The organism is Geodermatophilus sp. URMC 65, assembly GCF_053502545.1.
This window is the reverse complement of record NZ_CP199954.1, coordinates 3322673-3338917: the sequence shown is the minus strand read 5'-3', so window position 1 is coordinate 3338917 and position 16245 is coordinate 3322673. Positions and strand designations below refer to the sequence as shown.

Here is a 16245-nt window from a genome sequence, read left to right as displayed (position 1 = left end):
GCCCTTACTGGATGTTGACGTCGACCGAGGCCGGCAGGTCGATGCGCATGAGCGCGTCCACCGTCTTCGGCGTCGGGTCGAGGATGTCGATGAGGCGCTTGTGCGTGCGCATCTCGAAGTGCTCGCGCGAGTCCTTGTACTTGTGCGGCGAGCGGATGACGCAGTACACGTTCTTCTCCGTCGGCAGCGGCACCGGGCCGACGACGCGCGCACCGGTCTTGGTCACCGTGTCGACGATGCGCCGCGCCGAGGCGTCGATCGCCTCGTGGTCGTAGGCCTTCAGCCGGATGCGGATCTTCTGTCCCGCCATCGCTGTCTTCTGCTCCTGCCGATCGGTGTCTGTTCGTAGCTGGGGAACGCCGGGTGGTCCGGACCTCATCCGGTCTGGCCCCAGCGGGATGGGTGTCCGTGCCCACATGGCACGGTCACCCGAGGACGGGCGGCGGCACAGGGGTGTGCCGCCGCCCGTCGGGGTGTGTTACTTGATGATCTTGGTGACGCGACCGGCGCCGACGGTACGGCCACCCTCACGGATGGCGAACCGCAGGCCCTCCTCCATGGCGATCGGCTGGATGAGCTCGACCGTCATCTCGGTGTTGTCGCCCGGCATGACCATCTCGGTGCCGGCCGGCAGGGTCACGACGCCCGTGACGTCCGTGGTCCGGAAGTAGAACTGCGGACGGTAGTTGTTGAAGAAGGGCGTGTGACGGCCACCCTCGTCCTTCGAGAGGATGTAGACCGAACCCTCGAAGTTGGTGTGCGGGGTGATCGAACCCGGCTTCACGACGACCTGGCCGCGCTCGACGTCCTCGCGCTTGATGCCGCGGAGCAGCAGACCCACGTTGTCGCCGGCCTGGCCCTGGTCGAGCAGCTTGCGGAACATCTCGACGCCGGTGACGGTGGTCTTGGTCGACGAGGGGCGGATGCCGACGATCTCGACCTCCTCGTTCACCTTGACGATGCCGCGCTCCACGCGACCGGTGACGACCGTGCCGCGACCGGTGATGGTGAAGACGTCCTCGACCGGCATGAGGAAGGGCTTGTCGACCTCGCGCTGCGGCTCGGGGATGGCGGTGTCGACGGCGTTCATCAGCTCCATGAGCTTGTCGCCCCACTCGGCGTCGCCCTCGAGGGCCTTGAGCGCCGAGACGCGGACCACGGGGACGTCGTCACCCGGGAACTCGTACTCGGACAGCAGCTCACGGACCTCCAGCTCGACGAGCTCGAGGATCTCCTCGTCGTCGACCATGTCGGCCTTGTTGAGCGCCACGACGATGTAGGGGACGCCGACCTGGCGGGCCAGGAGGACGTGCTCCTTGGTCTGCGGCATCGGGCCGTCGGTGGCGGCCACGACCAGGATGGCGCCGTCCATCTGCGCCGCACCGGTGATCATGTTCTTGATGTAGTCGGCGTGCCCGGGGCAGTCGACGTGCGCGTAGTGACGGTTCTCCGTCTGGTACTCGACGTGGGCGATCGAGATCGTGATGCCGCGGGCCTTCTCCTCGGGCGCCTTGTCGATCTGGTCGAAGGCCGACGCCTCGTTGAGGTCCGGGTACTTGTCGTGCAGCACCTTGGTGATCGCCGCGGTCAGCGTGGTCTTACCGTGGTCGATGTGCCCGATGGTGCCGATGTTGACGTGCGGCTTGGTCCGCTCGAACTTGGCCTTGGCCACTGGGTTCCTCTCCTCGTGGTGTCGCAGTCGTGCGCGAACTCTGGGGTGGGCTTGCTGGGGGCGGGGCGGGGGCGTACCCCGCCCGGCGGGTCACTCGCCGGTCGCCTCGGCGATGTCCATGGCTCGGCTCCGGGATCGCTTCGCGCCTCGGGCCGTCGACGGCCCTGCGATGCTCACTCTCCCGTCGCCTTCGCGATGATCTCCTTGGCGACGTTGGCCGGGACCTCGGCGTACGAGTCGAACACCATGGTGTAGCTCGCCCGCCCCTGGGTGCGGCTGCGCAGGTCGCCCACGTAGCCGAACATCTCCGAGAGCGGGACCAGTGCCCGGACGACGCGGGCGCCGGAGCGCTCCTCCATCGCCTGGATCATCCCGCGCCGGGAGTTCAGGTCGCCGATGACGTCACCCATGTAGTCCTCGGGCGTGACGACCTCGACGGCCATCATCGGCTCGAGCAGAGCCGGGCTGGCCTTGCGGGCAGCCTCCTTGAAGACCATCGAGCCAGCGATCTTGAAGGCCATCTCCGAGGAGTCGACCTCGTGGTACTGGCCGTCCACCAGGGTGGCCTTGACGCCCACGACCGGGTAGCCGGCGAGGATGCCGTACTGCATGGCGTCCTGGATGCCCTGGTCGACCGAGGGGATGTACTCCCTCGGGACGCGACCACCGGTGACGGCGTTCTCGAACTCGTAGGTCGCCGAGTCGCCACTGATCTCGAGCGGCTCCAGGGTGACCTGGACCTTCGCGAACTGACCCGACCCACCGGTCTGCTTCTTGTGGGTGTAGTCGTACTTCTCGACGGCCTTCCGGATCGTCTCGCGGTACGCGACCTGCGGCTTGCCGACGTTGGCCTCGACCTTGAACTCGCGCCGCATGCGGTCGACGAGGATCTCCAGGTGCAGCTCGCCCATGCCGGAGATGACCGTCTGACCGGTCTCCTCGTCGAGCTTGACCTGGAAGGTCGGGTCCTCCTCGGCCAGCTTCTGGATGGCCGTGCCGAGCTTCTCCTGGTCGCTCTTGGTCTTCGGCTCGATGGCGACCGAGATGACCGGCGCGGGGAAGGTCATCGACTCCAGGATGACCGGGTTCTGCGGGTCGCAGAGCGTGTCACCCGTGGTGGTCTGCTTGAGGCCGACGACCGCCACGATCTGGCCGGCGCCCACGCCCTCGCGCTCCTCGCGCTTGTTGGCGTGCATCTGGTAGATCTTGCCGATCCGCTCCTTGCGGTCCTTGGTGCTGTTGAGCACCGGGGACCCGGAGGAGAGCTTGCCGGAGTACACGCGGACATAGGTCAGCTTGCCGAGGTGCTGGTCGGTCTGGATCTTGAAGGCCAGCGCCGAGAACGGCTCGCTCTCGTCAGCGTGCCGGAGGACCTCGGTCTCGCCGTCCAGCGCGGTGCCGACGATCGCCTCGACGTCCAGCGGGCTGGGCAGGTAGTCGGTGACGGCGTCGAGCAGGGGCTGGATGCCCTTGTTCTTGAACGCCGTCCCGGTGAGGACCGGGTTGACCTGCGCGGCGATGGTCGCCTTGCGGATCGCGGCCTTCAGACGGTCGACGGAGATGTCCTCGCCACCGAGGTAGGCCTCCATGAGCTCGTCGTCGAAGTCGGCGATGCCCTCGAGCAGCTTCTCGCGGTACTCGGCGGCCTGGTCGGCGAGGTCGGCGGGGATCTCCTCGACCGAGTAGTCCTCACCCATGGCGGTCTCGCCGCGCCAGGTCAGCGCACGCATCTGCACCAGGTCGACGACGCCGATGAAGTCGGCCTCGGCCCCGATCGGCAGCTGCAGCACCAGGGGGTTGGCGCCCAGCCGCTCGACCATCATGTCGACGCACCGGAAGAAGTTCGCGCCCGTGCGGTCGAGCTTGTTGACGAAGCACATGCGCGGGACGCCGTACTTCTCGGCCTGCCGCCAGACCTGCTCGGTCTGCGGCTCCACGCCGGCGACACCGTCGTAGACCGCGACGGCACCGTCGAGCACCCGCAGCGACCGCTCCACCTCGACGGTGAAGTCGACGTGCCCGGGGGTGTCGATGATGTTGATGTCGTAGCCGTTCCAGGAGCACTTCGTCGCGGCGGACGTGATGGTGATGCCGCGCTCCTGCTCCTGCTCCATCCAGTCCATCGTGGCCGCGCCGTCGTGGACCTCACCGATCTTGTAGTTGATACCGGTGTAGAAGAGGATGCGCTCGGTCGTCGTGGTCTTGCCGGCGTCGATGTGCGCCATGATCCCGATGTTGCGGGTCTTGGCGAGGGTGGCCTGGGTGTCGGCCATGTGTCTCTCCTCTTTGGATCGGGTCCGCGTGCGGTGTCCGGGTCGTGGCCCGGGACACCCGCCGGCCGCGGGGGCTGGCAGAGCCAGCCGGGGTCGCACTTACCAGCGGTAGTGCGCGAAGGCCTTGTTGGACTCGGCCATCTTGTGGGTGTCCTCGCGACGCTTCACCGCAGCACCCAGACCGTTGCTCGCGTCGAGCAGCTCGTTCATCAGACGCTCGGTCATGGTCTTCTCGCGACGGGCCCGGCTGTACTGGATCAGCCAGCGCAGGCCGAGGGTGGTGCTACGCGAGGCACGGACCTCGACCGGGACCTGGTAGGTCGCACCACCGACGCGGCGGCTGCGGACCTCGAGGGCCGGCTTGACGTTGTCCAGCGCGCGCTTGAGCGTGACCACCGGGTCGGTGTCGGTCTTGGCGCGGCAACCCTCGAGGGCGCCGTAGACGATCGCCTCGGCGACCGAGCGCTTGCCGTCGACGAGCACCTTGTTGACCAGCTGGGTCACCAACGGCGACTGGTACACCGGGTCGGCGACCAGCGGGCGGCGCGGTGCGGGGCCCTTGCGCGGCATGTCAGCTCTTCTCCTTCTTCGCGCCGTACCGGCTGCGAGCCTGCTTGCGGTTGCGGACACCCTGGGTGTCGAGCGAGCCGCGGATGATCTTGTAGCGCACGCCGGGGAGGTCCTTCACGCGACCGCCGCGCACGAGCACCATCGAGTGCTCCTGCAGGTTGTGGCCGACGCCCGGGATGTAGGCGGTCACCTCGATGCCACTGGTGAGGCGGACGCGAGCGACCTTGCGCAGCGCCGAGTTCGGCTTCTTCGGCGTCGTCGTGTACACGCGGGTGCACACCCCACGACGCTGAGGGGAGCCCTTCAGCGCCGGGGTCTTGGTCTTCTCGACCTTGTCCTCGCGGCCCTTGCGGACCAGCTGGTTGATCGTGGGCATGGGTGGCCTGGATCTCCTACCTGCGCTGGGTCGTGCTGTGGACGGTGCTTCGCTGTGCCGGGTGTCGGTCCTGCCGGGGTCTTACCCGTCCCCGGCCGTGACCCAACACCGGTCCCCGCGGTCGGGCGTGTCGCCCTTCCCAGGACCGGCCGGCGGTTCGAACCGGATCGGTCGCCCCCCGCGACTCGGCGCCACCACCTGTCGGCAGGCGCACCGCGAACGGGAGCAGGCCCAGGGCACCCTGGGCACGGCTGACCACGATACCCGCGTGCCGGAGACCGGTCAAAGCCGGGTCCTGCGCGGCTCGGCGGGCGGGGTCGAGCCCTGTTCCACCGGGGTACGCAGGGGTCAACGCCGTCCGATGGCCTGGTGTTCCCTGGCCGGGTCGGCGGAGCCGGCGCGGGCCGGGTGTGGGGGGACTGTATCGGCTCCGGCCCGCTCCCGGGTCGCGTCGCCGGACCGACACCCCGGCGCCCAGGACTGTCGTACCCCGGCCCTACGGTCGGTGCCAGGACGCCCACCCAGCGCAACCGGAGGATCCCGTGCACGTCGACCTCGCCCGCGAGCTGAAGGCCCACCTGTCGGCCCGGCTGGCCCGTTCCGGCGGGACGGTGACGGCCAGCGACGCCGGGGGACAGCCATGGGCGCGCCCGGCCCTGGGACTGGCGCCCGTCGGCCCGGACCAGGCGCACCTGGCCATCCGGCTGGCGGCGAAGGAGGACGCCGACGTCCTCCTGTCCGGTCTGGACGACGCGGTGCTCGACGAGGTCGACGTCCGCGTCATCGGCGCCGTCCGGGCACTGACCGCTCCGACGCCGGAGGAGCTCCAGCGACGCACCCGGCCGCTCGTCCCCGGCCTGTCCGTGGGCCACCCGACGGTCTCCGCCGGGACGCTCGGCGGCTTCGTCCGGGTCGGCGGGCGGCTGGCGATCCTGTCCAACAACCACGTGCTCGCCGCCGCCGACGCCGCCGCGGTGGGCGACCCGGTGCTGCAGCCCGGCCCGGCCGACGGCGGGGACCCCACGACCGACCGGGTGGCCACCCTGGCGGCCTTCGAGCGGTTCACCGCCGACCGGCCCAACCGGGTGGACGCCGCGGTCGCCGTCGTCGACGCCGAGGTGCCGCTGGAGCCGGGTCGGCTCCCCGGCGGGCCGCTGGGGGCCGACCCCGCTGAGGTGGATGACGTCGAGCCCGACGAGCGGGTGGAGAAGGTCGGGCGCACCACCGGGTACACGCTCGGGCGGGTCAGCGCCGTGGAGGTCGACGGCGTGGCGGTGCAGTACGACCAGGGTCTCTACACCTTCGACGACCAGCTCGAGATCGACGGCGTCGCGGGTGCCTTCAGCGCCGGCGGCGACAGCGGCTCGGTGATCTGGCGGAGCGCCGACCGCGCGCCCCTCGGCCTGCTCTTCGCGGGCAGCGAGACGGGTGGGCGCACCGGTGGCGGGGTCACCTTCGCCAACCCCATGGCCACCGTGCTGTCGGTCCTGGACCTCCAGTGGGTCCCCTCCTAGACGTGCCGGCCCGCCCAGGGCACCGCCCCGAGCTGGCGAGGGGTGAGGAGGACGGAGGCCCCCTGCAGGGTCCCGCCCGAGCCTGCGAGGGGTGGGGGGCAGGGGGTCCTTGTACTGCCATCCGGCGGCTCGACAGGGCACCATGGGTGCATGACCGACCGCGCGTCCGCCCGAGCCGCCAAGAGCGCCCTCAGCCACCGCCTGGCGGCCGACCCGGGCGTCGTCGGTGTCGGGCTGGCCCGGCGGGACAGCGGCTACGTCGTGAAGGTGGACCTGGCCGACGCGCACGCCGCCGAGCGGGTGCCCGGGGACGTCGACGGCGTCCGTGTGGTGACCGAGGTCGTCGGGGTCGTCCGGCCGCTCTGACGAAGGACCCCGTTCCCCACCTCTCGCACGCTCGGGGCGGTGCCCTGGAGGGTGGCCGCTCCAACACGTCACCAGGCTCGGGCGGTGCCCTGGACGGGGCCGCCCGCCCGGCCCCCCGATACGGTCGGCGGCGGCGCCAACGGTGGCGTCGCCGACCTGAGGAGTGGACGTGCGCATCGGCATCCAGGCCAGCTACAGCGGGGGGTTCCGCGAGACCGCCGCGGAGATCCGCGAGCTCGAGTCGGCGGGACTCGACCTCGCGACGGTCGCGGAGGTCTACACCTTCGACGCCGTCAGCCAGCTGGGCTACCTGGCCGCGGTGACCGAGCGCGTCGAGCTGATGAGCGGGATCTTCCCGATCTACAGTCGCACCCCGGCCCTGACCGCGATGACGGCCGCGGGTCTGGACTTCGTGTCCGGCGGCCGCTTCACCCTCGGGCTGGGCGCCTCCGGCCCCCAGGTGATCGAAGGCTGGCACGGCGTCCCCTACGACGCCCCGCTGCAGCGCACCCGGGAGGTCGTGGAGATCTGCCGGCAGGTGTGGCGCCGGGAGCGGCTGGTCCACGAGGGCCCCAAGTACGCGATCCCGTTGCCGGCCGAGCAGGGCACCGGCCTGGGCAAGCCGCTCAAGCTCATCAACACCCCGGTGCGCGACCGGATCCCGGTCATGCTGGCCGCCCTCGGCCCCAAGAACGTCGAGCTGGCCGCCGAGATCGCCGAGGCCTGGGAGCCGATCTTCCTCATGCCGGAGAGGGCGGGCACCGTCTGGGGGAACTCACTGGCCGCCGGGAAGGCCAAGCGGGACCCGGCCCTGGGCGAGCTGCAGATCGTCGTGGGCGTCGCGGTCGCCATCGGGGACGACGTCGACCCGATGCTGGAGCAGGTGCGCCCCCAACTGGCCCTCTACATCGGCGGCATGGGTGCCCGCGGCAAGAACTTCTACAACGACCTCGCCCGGCGCTACGGCTACGAGGACGAGGCCCGCACCATCCAGGACCTCTACCTCGACGGCAGGAAGGACGAGGCGGCCGCCGTCGTCCCCGAGGAGCTGGTGCGGGCGGTCTCCCTCGTCGGCCCGGAGTCCTACGTCGCCGAGCGGGTGGCCGCCTTCCGCGAGGCGGGCGTGACGACGCTCGTGCTGCAGCCCCTCGACGGCAGCCCCGAGGGCCGACTCCGCACCGTCGAGACGATGCGGAAGATCGCCGACCGGTGAGCGCACCCGGTTCCGTCACGTGACGCCACTGGGCTCGTGCGCGCGCTCCCGCCATCCTGGCTCATGCTTGCCGGTCCCTGGCTCAGCACTGACGGTGAGCCAGGACCGGCGGTGATCAGGTGAGCCGATCACCGCCGAGCACCGGACAGCGCAGAGGGCCCCGCAGGTCAGTCGACCTGCGGGGCCCTTCCGTCACTGGCTACCGGGAGCTCAGCCCCGCCAGTCGTACTCCTCCAGGCGCACGGCCTCGCCGCTGCCCTGACCGAAGACGTCCGGGCTGTAGTACTGCCCGTCGTCGTACCCGGCCAGCGTGTAGACGGCGGCGCGGGCCTCCTCGGTCGGCTCGACCGTGATGTTCCGGTAGCGGCTGATGCCGGTACCGGCCGGGATCAGCTTCCCGATGATCACGTTCTCCTTCAAGCCGAGCAGGCTGTCGCTCTTGCCCTGGATCGCGGCGTCGGTGAGCACCTTGGTCGTCTCCTGGAAGGAGGCGGCCGACAGCCAGGACTCGGTCGCGAGCGAGGCCTTGGTGATGCCCATGAGCACCGGGCGGGCCGAGGCCGGCTCGCCGCCCTCGGCGACGACCCGACGGTTCTCGGTCTCGAACAGCGTCCGCTCGACCAGCGCACCGGGCAGGAACTCCGTCGCGCCCGAGTCGATGATGGTCACCCGCTTCAGCATCTGCCGGATGATCACCTCGATGTGCTTGTCGTGGATCGACACGCCCTGGCTGCGGTAGACCTCCTGGACCTCGCGGACCAGGTGCAGCTGCACCTCGCGCGGGCCCATGATCCGCAGCACCTCGTGCGGGTCGACCGCACCCTCGGTGAGCTGCTCGCCGACCTCGACGTGGCCGCCGTCCTCGACCCGCAGCCGCGAGCGACGCGACAGCTTGTCGTACACGACCTCGTCGGAGCCGTCGTCCGGGGTGATCGTGAGCTTGCGGAACTGCTCGCCGTCCTCGATGCGGACGGTGCCGGCCAGCTCGGCGATCGGGGCCTTGCCCTTGGGGACGCGGGCCTCGAAGAGCTCCACCACACGCGGCAGACCGTGGGTGATGTCCTCACCCGCGACACCACCGGTGTGGAAGGTGCGCATCGTCAGCTGGGTGCCGGGCTCACCGATCGACTGGGCGGCGATGATGCCGACCGCCTCGCCGACGTCCACCAGCTTGCCGGTCGCCAGCGAGCGGCCGTAGCAGGTGGCGCAGGTGCCGAGCAGCGACTCGCAGGTCAGGACGCAGCGGACCTTGACCTCCGAGACACCGGCGTCGACCAGCGCCTGGATCAGGACGTCTCCGAGGTCGGCGCCGGCCTGGGCGATCAGCGTGCCGTCCTCGGCGGTCACGTCGGCGGCCAGGGCACGGGCGTAGACGCTGGTCTCCGCGTGCGGGTCACGCGTGAGCACGCCGTTCACCGAGGTGGCGATCGGCATGATCACGCCGCGTTCGGTGCCGCAGTCCTCCTCGCGGATGATGACGTCCTGCGAGACGTCGACCAGCCGGCGGGTGAGGTACCCGGAGTCCGCGGTCCGCAGCGCGGTGTCGGCCAGACCCTTGCGGGCACCGTGCGTGGAGATGAAGTACTCCAGCACGGACAGACCCTCCCGGAAGTTGGCCTTGATCGGCCGCGGGATGATCTCGCCCTTCGGGTTGGCGACCAGACCACGCATACCGGCGATCTGGCTGATCTGCATCATGTTGCCTCGGGCGCCCGAGTTGACCATGACCCAGACCGGGTTGGTGGTGGGGAAGTTGTCCACCATCGCCTGGCTGACCTCGGCCCGCGCGCGGGTCCAGATCTCGATCAGCTCGCCACGACGCTCGGCGTCGGTGATGACACCGCGCTCGTACTGGCGCTCGATCTGCCGAGCCTCGGCCTCGTGCCGGTCGAGGATCTCCTGCTTGGCCGGCGGGGTCACGACGTCGTCGATGGCGATCGTGACGCCCGAGCGGGTGGCCCAGCGGAAGCCGGCCGACTTGAGGGCGTCCAGCGTCGCCGCGACCTGCACCTTGGGGTAGCGCTCGGCGAGGTCGTTGACGATCGCCCCGAGCTCCTTCTTCGGCACCTGGTAGTTGACGAAGCGGTAGTCCTCGGGCAGGGCCTCGTTGAACAGCACCCGGCCCAGGCTGGTCTCGACCAGCGCCGGCACACCCGGGGTCCAGTCCCCGGGCTGCTCCCACGCGGGGTTGACCTTGCCGTTGTCGACGCCGTACACCTCGTCGAGGCGGATCAGCGCCCGCTCCTGCAGACCCAGCGCACCCTTGTCGAAGGCCATGATCGCCTCGGCGGTGGAGCCGTAGGCGGCCGGCTTGCCGCCGTCGGCCTGGTGCCGGCTCGGCACCAGGGTGGTCAGGTGGTACAGGCCCAGCACCATGTCCTGGGTCGGCGCGGTGATCGGGCGACCGTCGGCCGGCGACAGGATGTTGTTCGAGGACAGCATCAGGATCCGGGCCTCGGCCTGCGCCTCGGCCGACAGCGGCAGGTGCACCGCCATCTGGTCACCGTCGAAGTCCGCGTTGAACGCGGTGCAGACGAGCGGGTGGATCTGGATGGCCTTGCCCTCGACCAGCTGCGGCTCGAAGGCCTGGATGCCCAGGCGGTGCAGCGTCGGCGCCCGGTTCAGCAGCACCGGGTGCTCGGTGATGACCTCCTCGAGCACGTCCCACACGACCGGCCGGGCGCGCTCCACCATCCGCTTGGCGGACTTGATGTTCTGCGCGTGGTTGAGGTCGACCAGCCGCTTCATGACGAAGGGCTTGAACAGCTCCAGCGCCATCTGCTTGGGCAGGCCGCACTGGTGCAGCTTCAGCTGCGGGCCGACGACGATGACCGAACGGCCGGAGTAGTCGACGCGCTTGCCGAGCAGGTTCTGGCGGAACCGGCCCTGCTTGCCCTTGAGCAGGTCGGACAGCGACTTGAGCGGGCGGTTGCCCGGGCCGGTGACCGGCCGGCCGCGGCGGCCGTTGTCGAACAGCGCGTCCACGGACTCCTGCAGCATCCGCTTCTCGTTGTTCACGATGATCTCGGGCGCGCCGAGGTCGAGCAGCCGCTTGAGCCGGTTGTTCCGGTTGATGACCCGGCGGTACAGGTCGTTCATGTCGCTGGTGGCGAAGCGGCCACCGTCGAGCTGCACCATCGGGCGCAGGTCCGGCGGGATGACCGGCACGCAGTCGAGCACCATGCCCATGGGCGAGTTGCGCGTCTGCTGGAACGCCGCGACTACCTTCAGCCGCTTGAGGGCCCGCAGCTTGCGCTGGCCCTTGCCGCTGCGGATGGTCTCGCGCAGCGAGGCGGCCTCGGCGTCGAGGTCGAAGTCGGCGAGCAGCTTCTGCAGCGCCGCGGCACCCATGCCGCCCTCGAAGTACTCACCGAAGCGGTCGCGCAGCTCGCGGTAGAGGCCCTCGTCGGCGATGAGCTGCTTGACCTCGAGCTTGCGGAAGGTGTCGAGCACCTCCTCGAGGCGGTCGATCTCCCGCTGGGCGCGGTCGCGCAGCTGGCGCATCTCGCGCTCGCCGCCCTCGCGCACCTTGCGGCGGACGTCGGACTTGGCACCCTCGGCCTCGAGCTCGGCGAGGTCGGCCTCCAGCTTCTGCTGGCGGGCCTCCACGTCGGCGTCGCGACGGCTCTCGAGGTTGTGCTTCTCCGCGCTGATCTCGGCCTCGATGGTCGGGAGGTCGCGGTGGCGGGCCTCGTCGTCGACCGAGGTGATCAGGTAGGCGGCGAAGTAGATGATCTTCTCGAGGTCCTTGGGCGCCAGGTCGAGCAGGTAGCCCAGACGCGACGGGACGCCCTTGAAGAACCAGATGTGGGTGACCGGCGCGGCCAGCTCGATGTGGCCCATCCGCTCACGGCGCACCTTGGCACGGGTCACCTCGACGCCGCAGCGCTCGCAGATGATGCCCTTGAACCGGACTCGCTTGTACTTACCGCAGTAGCACTCCCAGTCCCGCGTGGGACCGAAGATCTTCTCGCAGAAGAGACCGTCCTTCTCCGGACGCAGCGTCCGGTAGTTGATGGTCTCGGGCTTCTTCACCTCACCGTGCGACCACTGACGGATGTCGTCGCCACTGGCCAGACCGATGCGGAGCTCGTCGAAGAAGTTGACGTCGAGCACTGAGTGGACCCCTTTCCCGGGGCTCGGTTACTGCACTTCTCGAATGGTCGTCGGGGTCGCCGGCCGGCCCCGGTGCTCGGGGCCGGCCAGCAGCCGATCACACGTCCTCGACGCTGGAGGGCTCGCGGCGGGACAGGTCGATGCCCAGCTCCTCCGCGGCCCGGAAGACCTCGTCGTCGGTGTCGCGCAGCTCGATCGCCTGGCCGTCGCCGGAGAGGACCTCCACGTTCAGGCAGAGCGACTGCAGCTCCTTGAGCAACACCTTGAACGACTCCGGGATGCCCGGCTCGGGGATGTTCTCGCCCTTGACGATCGCCTCGTACACCTTGACGCGGCCGAGGATGTCGTCGGACTTGATGGTGAGCAGCTCCTGCAGCGCGTAGGCCGCGCCGTAGGCCTGCATCGCCCAGCACTCCATCTCACCGAAGCGCTGGCCACCGAACTGCGCCTTACCACCCAGCGGCTGCTGCGTGATCATCGAGTAGGGGCCGGTCGACCGGGCGTGGATCTTGTCGTCGACCAGGTGCAGCAGCTTCAGGATGTAGACGTAGCCGACAGAGATCGCCTCGGGGAAGGGCTCCCCGGAGCGGCCGTCGAACAGCCGCGCCTTGCCGGTGGGCTGCACCATCCGGTCGCCGTCGCGGTTCGGGATCGTCGAGCCGAGCAGGCCGACGATCTCCTCCTCGCGGGCGCCGTCGAACACCGGGGTCGCCGTCCGGGTGCCCGGCGCGGCGGCACGCGCGGCCTCCGGCAGGTTGGCCGCCCACTCCGGGGTGCCCTCGACCTGCCAGCCGGACTTGGCGACCCACCCGAGGTGGGTCTCCAGGACCTGGCCGACGTTCATCCGGCCCGGCACGCCGAGCGGGTTCAGGACGATGTCCACCGGGGTGCCGTCCTCGAGGAACGGCATGTCCTCCTGCGGCAGGATCTTCGCGATGACGCCCTTGTTGCCGTGGCGGCCGGCGAGCTTGTCACCGTCGGAGATCTTGCGCATCTGGGCGACGTAGACCCGGATCAGCTCGTTGACGCCGGCGGGCAGCTCGTCGCCGTCCTCGCGCGAGAACACGCGGACGCCGATGACCTTGCCGGACTCACCGTGCTTGACCTTGAGGCTGGTGTCGCGGACCTCGCGGGCCTTCTCACCGAAGATCGCCCGCAGCAGCCGCTCCTCGGGGGTCAGCTCGGTCTCGCCCTTGGGCGTGACCTTGCCGACGAGGATGTCGCCGGGGACGACCTCGGCGCCGATGCGGATGATGCCGCGCTCGTCGAGGTCGGCGAGGACCTCCTCGGAGACGTTCGGGATGTCCCGGGTGATCTCCTCGGCACCGAGCTTGGTGTCCCGCGCGTCGACCTCGAACTCCTCGATGTGGATCGAGGACAGGACGTCGTCCTGCACGAGGCGCTGCGACAGGATGATCGCGTCCTCGTAGTTGTGGCCCTCCCACGGCATGAAGGCGACCAGCAGGTTCTTGCCCAGCGCCATCTCGCCCTGGTCGGTGCACGGCCCGTCGGCGATGACCTGGCCGACCTCGACCCGCTGGCCCTCGTCGACGACGGGGGTCTGGTTGATCGAGGTGCCCTGGTTCGAGCGGCGGAACTTCAGCAGCCGGTAGGTCTGCCGGGTGCCGTCGTCGGCCATGACGGTGATGTAGTCGGCGGTGGAGTCCTCGACCACACCGGCCTTCTCCGCCACGACGACGTCGCCGGCGTCGACGGCGGCACGCAGCTCCATACCAGTGCCGACCAGCGGCGCCTCGCTGCGCAGCAGCGGGACGGCCTGGCGCTGCATGTTGGCGCCCATGAGCGCGCGGTTGGCGTCGTCGTGCTCGAGGAACGGGATCATCGCCGTCGCGACCGAGGTCATCTGCCGCGGCGAGACGTCCATGTAGTCGACCTGCTCGGGCGACAGGTAGTCGACCTCGCTGCCCCGGGTGCGGACCAGGACGCGCTCCTCGGCGAACCGGCCCTGGGCGTCCAGCGGCGAGTTGGCCTGGGCGACGACGAAGCGGTCCTCCTCGTCGGCGGTCAGGTAGTCGATCTGGTCGGTGACCACACCGTTCTCGACCCGGCGGTACGGGGTCTCGATGAAGCCGAAGGGGTTGACCCGCCCGTAGGCCGACAGCGAGCCGATCAGACCGATGTTCGGGCCTTCCGGCGTCTCGATCGGGCACATCCGGCCGTAGTGGCTGGGGTGCACGTCGCGGACCTCCATGCCGGCCCGCTCACGGGACAGACCACCCGGGCCCAGCGCCGACAGGCGGCGCTTGTGGGTCAGGCCCGCGAGCGGGTTGGTCTGGTCCATGAACTGCGACAGCTGGCTGGTGCCGAAGAACTCCTTGATGGAGGCGACGACCGGCCGGATGTTGATCAGGGTCTGCGGCGTGATCGCCTCGACGTCCTGGGTCGTCATCCGCTCGCGGACGACGCGCTCCATGCGGGAGAGGCCGACCCGGACCTGGTTCTGGATGAGCTCGCCGACGGTGCGCAGCCGCCGGTTGCCGAAGTGGTCGATGTCGTCGACGCCGTGGTCGGGCTCGCCCGCGTGCAGGCGCACCACGTACTCGATGGTGGCGACGATGTCGTCCTCGGTCAGCGTCAGCGTGCCCTGCGGGACGTCGACGCCGAGCTTCTTGTTCACCTTGTAGCGGCCGACCTTGGCCAGGTCGTAGCGCTTGGAGTTGAAGAAGAGGTTCTCCAGCAGCGCCTGGGCGCTCTCCCGCGTCGGCGGCTCGCCCGGCCGCAGCTTGCGGTAGATGTCCAGCAGCGCCTCGTCCTGCCCGGCGATGTGGTCCTTCTCGAGGGTGGCCAGCACCGTGGGCGACCACTGGAAGTGCTCGCGGATGCGGTCCTCGGTCCAGCCCAGCGCCTTGAGCAGCACGGTGACCGGCTGGCGGCGCTTGCGGTCGATGCGGACGCCGACGGTGTCGCGCTTGTCGACGTCGAACTCCAGCCACGCACCGCGGCTGGGGATGACCTTGGCGCTGAAGACGTCCTTGTCCGAGGTCTTGTCCAGGGTCTTGTCGAAGTAGACGCCCGGGCTGCGGACGAGCTGGGAGACGACGACGCGCTCGGTCCCGTTGATGACGAACGTGCCCTTGTTCGTCATGATCGGGAAGTCGCCCATGAACACCGTCTGGCTCTTGATCTCGCCGGTGGTGTTGTTCATGAACTCGGCGGTGACGAACAGCGGCGCCGCGTAGGTCATGTCCTTGTCCTTGCACTCCTCGAGGGACGCCTTGACGTCCTCGAAGCGCGGGTTGGAGAAGGACAACGACATCGAGCCGCTGAAGTCCTCGATCGGGGAGATCTCCTCGAGGATCTCGGCCAGGCCGCCGACGGCGTCGGCCTGCTCCTCCGGGGCGAGGGTGGCCCGCCACTCGGGGCTGCCGATCAGCCAGTCGAACGAGGCGGTCTGCAGGGCCAGGAGGTCCGGCACCTCGAGCGGCTCGGAGATCTTGGCGAACGAGACGCGCAGCGGCGCGCCCGGGATCTTCTGCTGGTCGGCCTCACCGGTGCGGGGGCCGGTCTGGGGAGCCTGCGACTGCTGGCCGTAGGGCCCGGAGTCGGTCGTGCGGGGGTTGATGCTGGTGGGGCGAGAGCCTGCCAAGATGCGTCCTTCCAAGGACCTCACGACGTGCGGGCGGTGGGTGCTGGTTCGTCCTGGGTCGTCGTCGGTAATGGCGGGGCTGTCCGCGTTCGTCCTGCCCGGAGGGTCGATGGGCGTCCGGAGGGACGGGTTCCCCCGGGCACCCCAGGCGACCCGTCTCGGCGGGCAAGCAGTCAGGGGGCAGCGCAACAGAGAATCCTACCCCTGCTGGAGCGGGCTGTCCACGTCGGGGGTCCGCACGCGAGGGGGACCACACACCCGGGAGGGGCAGCCGGCCAGCGGGGCCGGGTCGGGCCGTCGTCGACGGCTCGCCCATGATGCCAGTCCCGGGGCGGTCGTGGGGCCGCCACGCCCGGGAGATCCAGGGAAAGACCCCGGCCCTCCGGACGGGCCGGGGTCCGGTGTCCTGCGCGCCGCGGCCGGCCGAGCCGGACTCGTCGACGTCGTCCCCCGGGCCCGGGTCCACGCCGGCCACCACGTCCGAGCCGACCGCGTCGGTGTCCAGCGCCGGGCTGCTGGTGTGACACCGGGACGACGC

General features: G+C 70.0%; 10 protein-coding genes. 3 read left to right on the top strand and 7 right to left on the bottom strand.

Annotated features, from left to right (window positions below; all coding sequences use genetic code 11):
- Window positions 1–4: 4 nt before the first annotated feature.
- The 5 genes from rpsJ to rpsL form a co-directional block, all read right to left on the bottom strand.
- Window positions 5–310, bottom strand: a complete 306-nt coding sequence (gene rpsJ, locus ACWIX7_RS16205; protein WP_014742859.1) for a 30S ribosomal protein S10 — start codon at window positions 308–310, stop codon at window positions 5–7.
- A 168-nt stretch (window positions 311–478) separates the two neighbouring features.
- Window positions 479–1672 carry an elongation factor Tu gene (gene tuf, locus ACWIX7_RS16200; protein ID WP_448617468.1) on the bottom strand — a complete coding sequence of 398 codons (1194 nt, stop codon included), beginning with the start codon at window positions 1670–1672 and terminating at the stop codon, window positions 479–481.
- A 173-nt stretch (window positions 1673–1845) separates the two neighbouring features.
- Entirely contained in the window at window positions 1846–3945 is a 2100-nt protein-coding gene (fusA, locus tag ACWIX7_RS16195) for an elongation factor G (RefSeq protein WP_448617467.1), read from the bottom strand.
- A gap of 99 nt (window positions 3946–4044) precedes the next feature.
- Window positions 4045–4515, bottom strand: a complete 471-nt coding sequence (gene rpsG / locus ACWIX7_RS16190; protein ID WP_091213426.1) for a 30S ribosomal protein S7 — start codon at window positions 4513–4515, stop codon at window positions 4045–4047.
- Between the two features lies 1 nt (window position 4516).
- Window positions 4517–4891, bottom strand: coding sequence for a 30S ribosomal protein S12 (gene rpsL, locus ACWIX7_RS16185; RefSeq protein ID WP_012950487.1), 375 nt, complete (start codon window positions 4889–4891; stop codon window positions 4517–4519).
- A gap of 542 nt (window positions 4892–5433) precedes the next feature.
- Between rpsL and ACWIX7_RS16180 the strand changes: the two genes are divergently transcribed.
- The 3 genes from ACWIX7_RS16180 to ACWIX7_RS16170 all read left to right on the top strand — a co-directional run bounded on the left by ACWIX7_RS16180 (window position 5434) and on the right by ACWIX7_RS16170 (window position 7984).
- Window positions 5434–6405, top strand: coding sequence for a hypothetical protein (locus ACWIX7_RS16180; protein WP_448617466.1), 972 nt, complete (start codon window positions 5434–5436; stop codon window positions 6403–6405).
- 150 nt (window positions 6406–6555) lie between these two features.
- Window positions 6556–6771: a hypothetical protein gene (locus tag ACWIX7_RS16175; RefSeq protein ID WP_072919054.1), complete on the top strand. Its 216-nt coding sequence runs from the start codon at window positions 6556–6558 to the stop codon at window positions 6769–6771.
- A 169-nt stretch (window positions 6772–6940) separates the two neighbouring features.
- Window positions 6941–7984, top strand: a complete 1044-nt coding sequence (locus ACWIX7_RS16170; RefSeq protein WP_448617465.1) for an LLM class F420-dependent oxidoreductase — start codon at window positions 6941–6943, stop codon at window positions 7982–7984.
- A 210-nt stretch (window positions 7985–8194) separates the two neighbouring features.
- Here the strand turns inward: ACWIX7_RS16170 and ACWIX7_RS16165 are convergent, their stop codons facing one another.
- On the bottom strand, window positions 8195–12100 hold the full coding sequence (locus ACWIX7_RS16165; RefSeq protein WP_448617464.1) for a DNA-directed RNA polymerase subunit beta': 3906 nt from the start codon (window positions 12098–12100) through the stop codon (window positions 8195–8197).
- 97 nt (window positions 12101–12197) lie between these two features.
- Window positions 12198–15707, bottom strand: coding sequence for a DNA-directed RNA polymerase subunit beta (gene rpoB, locus ACWIX7_RS16160; protein WP_448617463.1), 3510 nt, complete (start codon window positions 15705–15707; stop codon window positions 12198–12200).
- Between the last annotated feature and the right edge of the window lie 538 nt (window positions 15708–16245).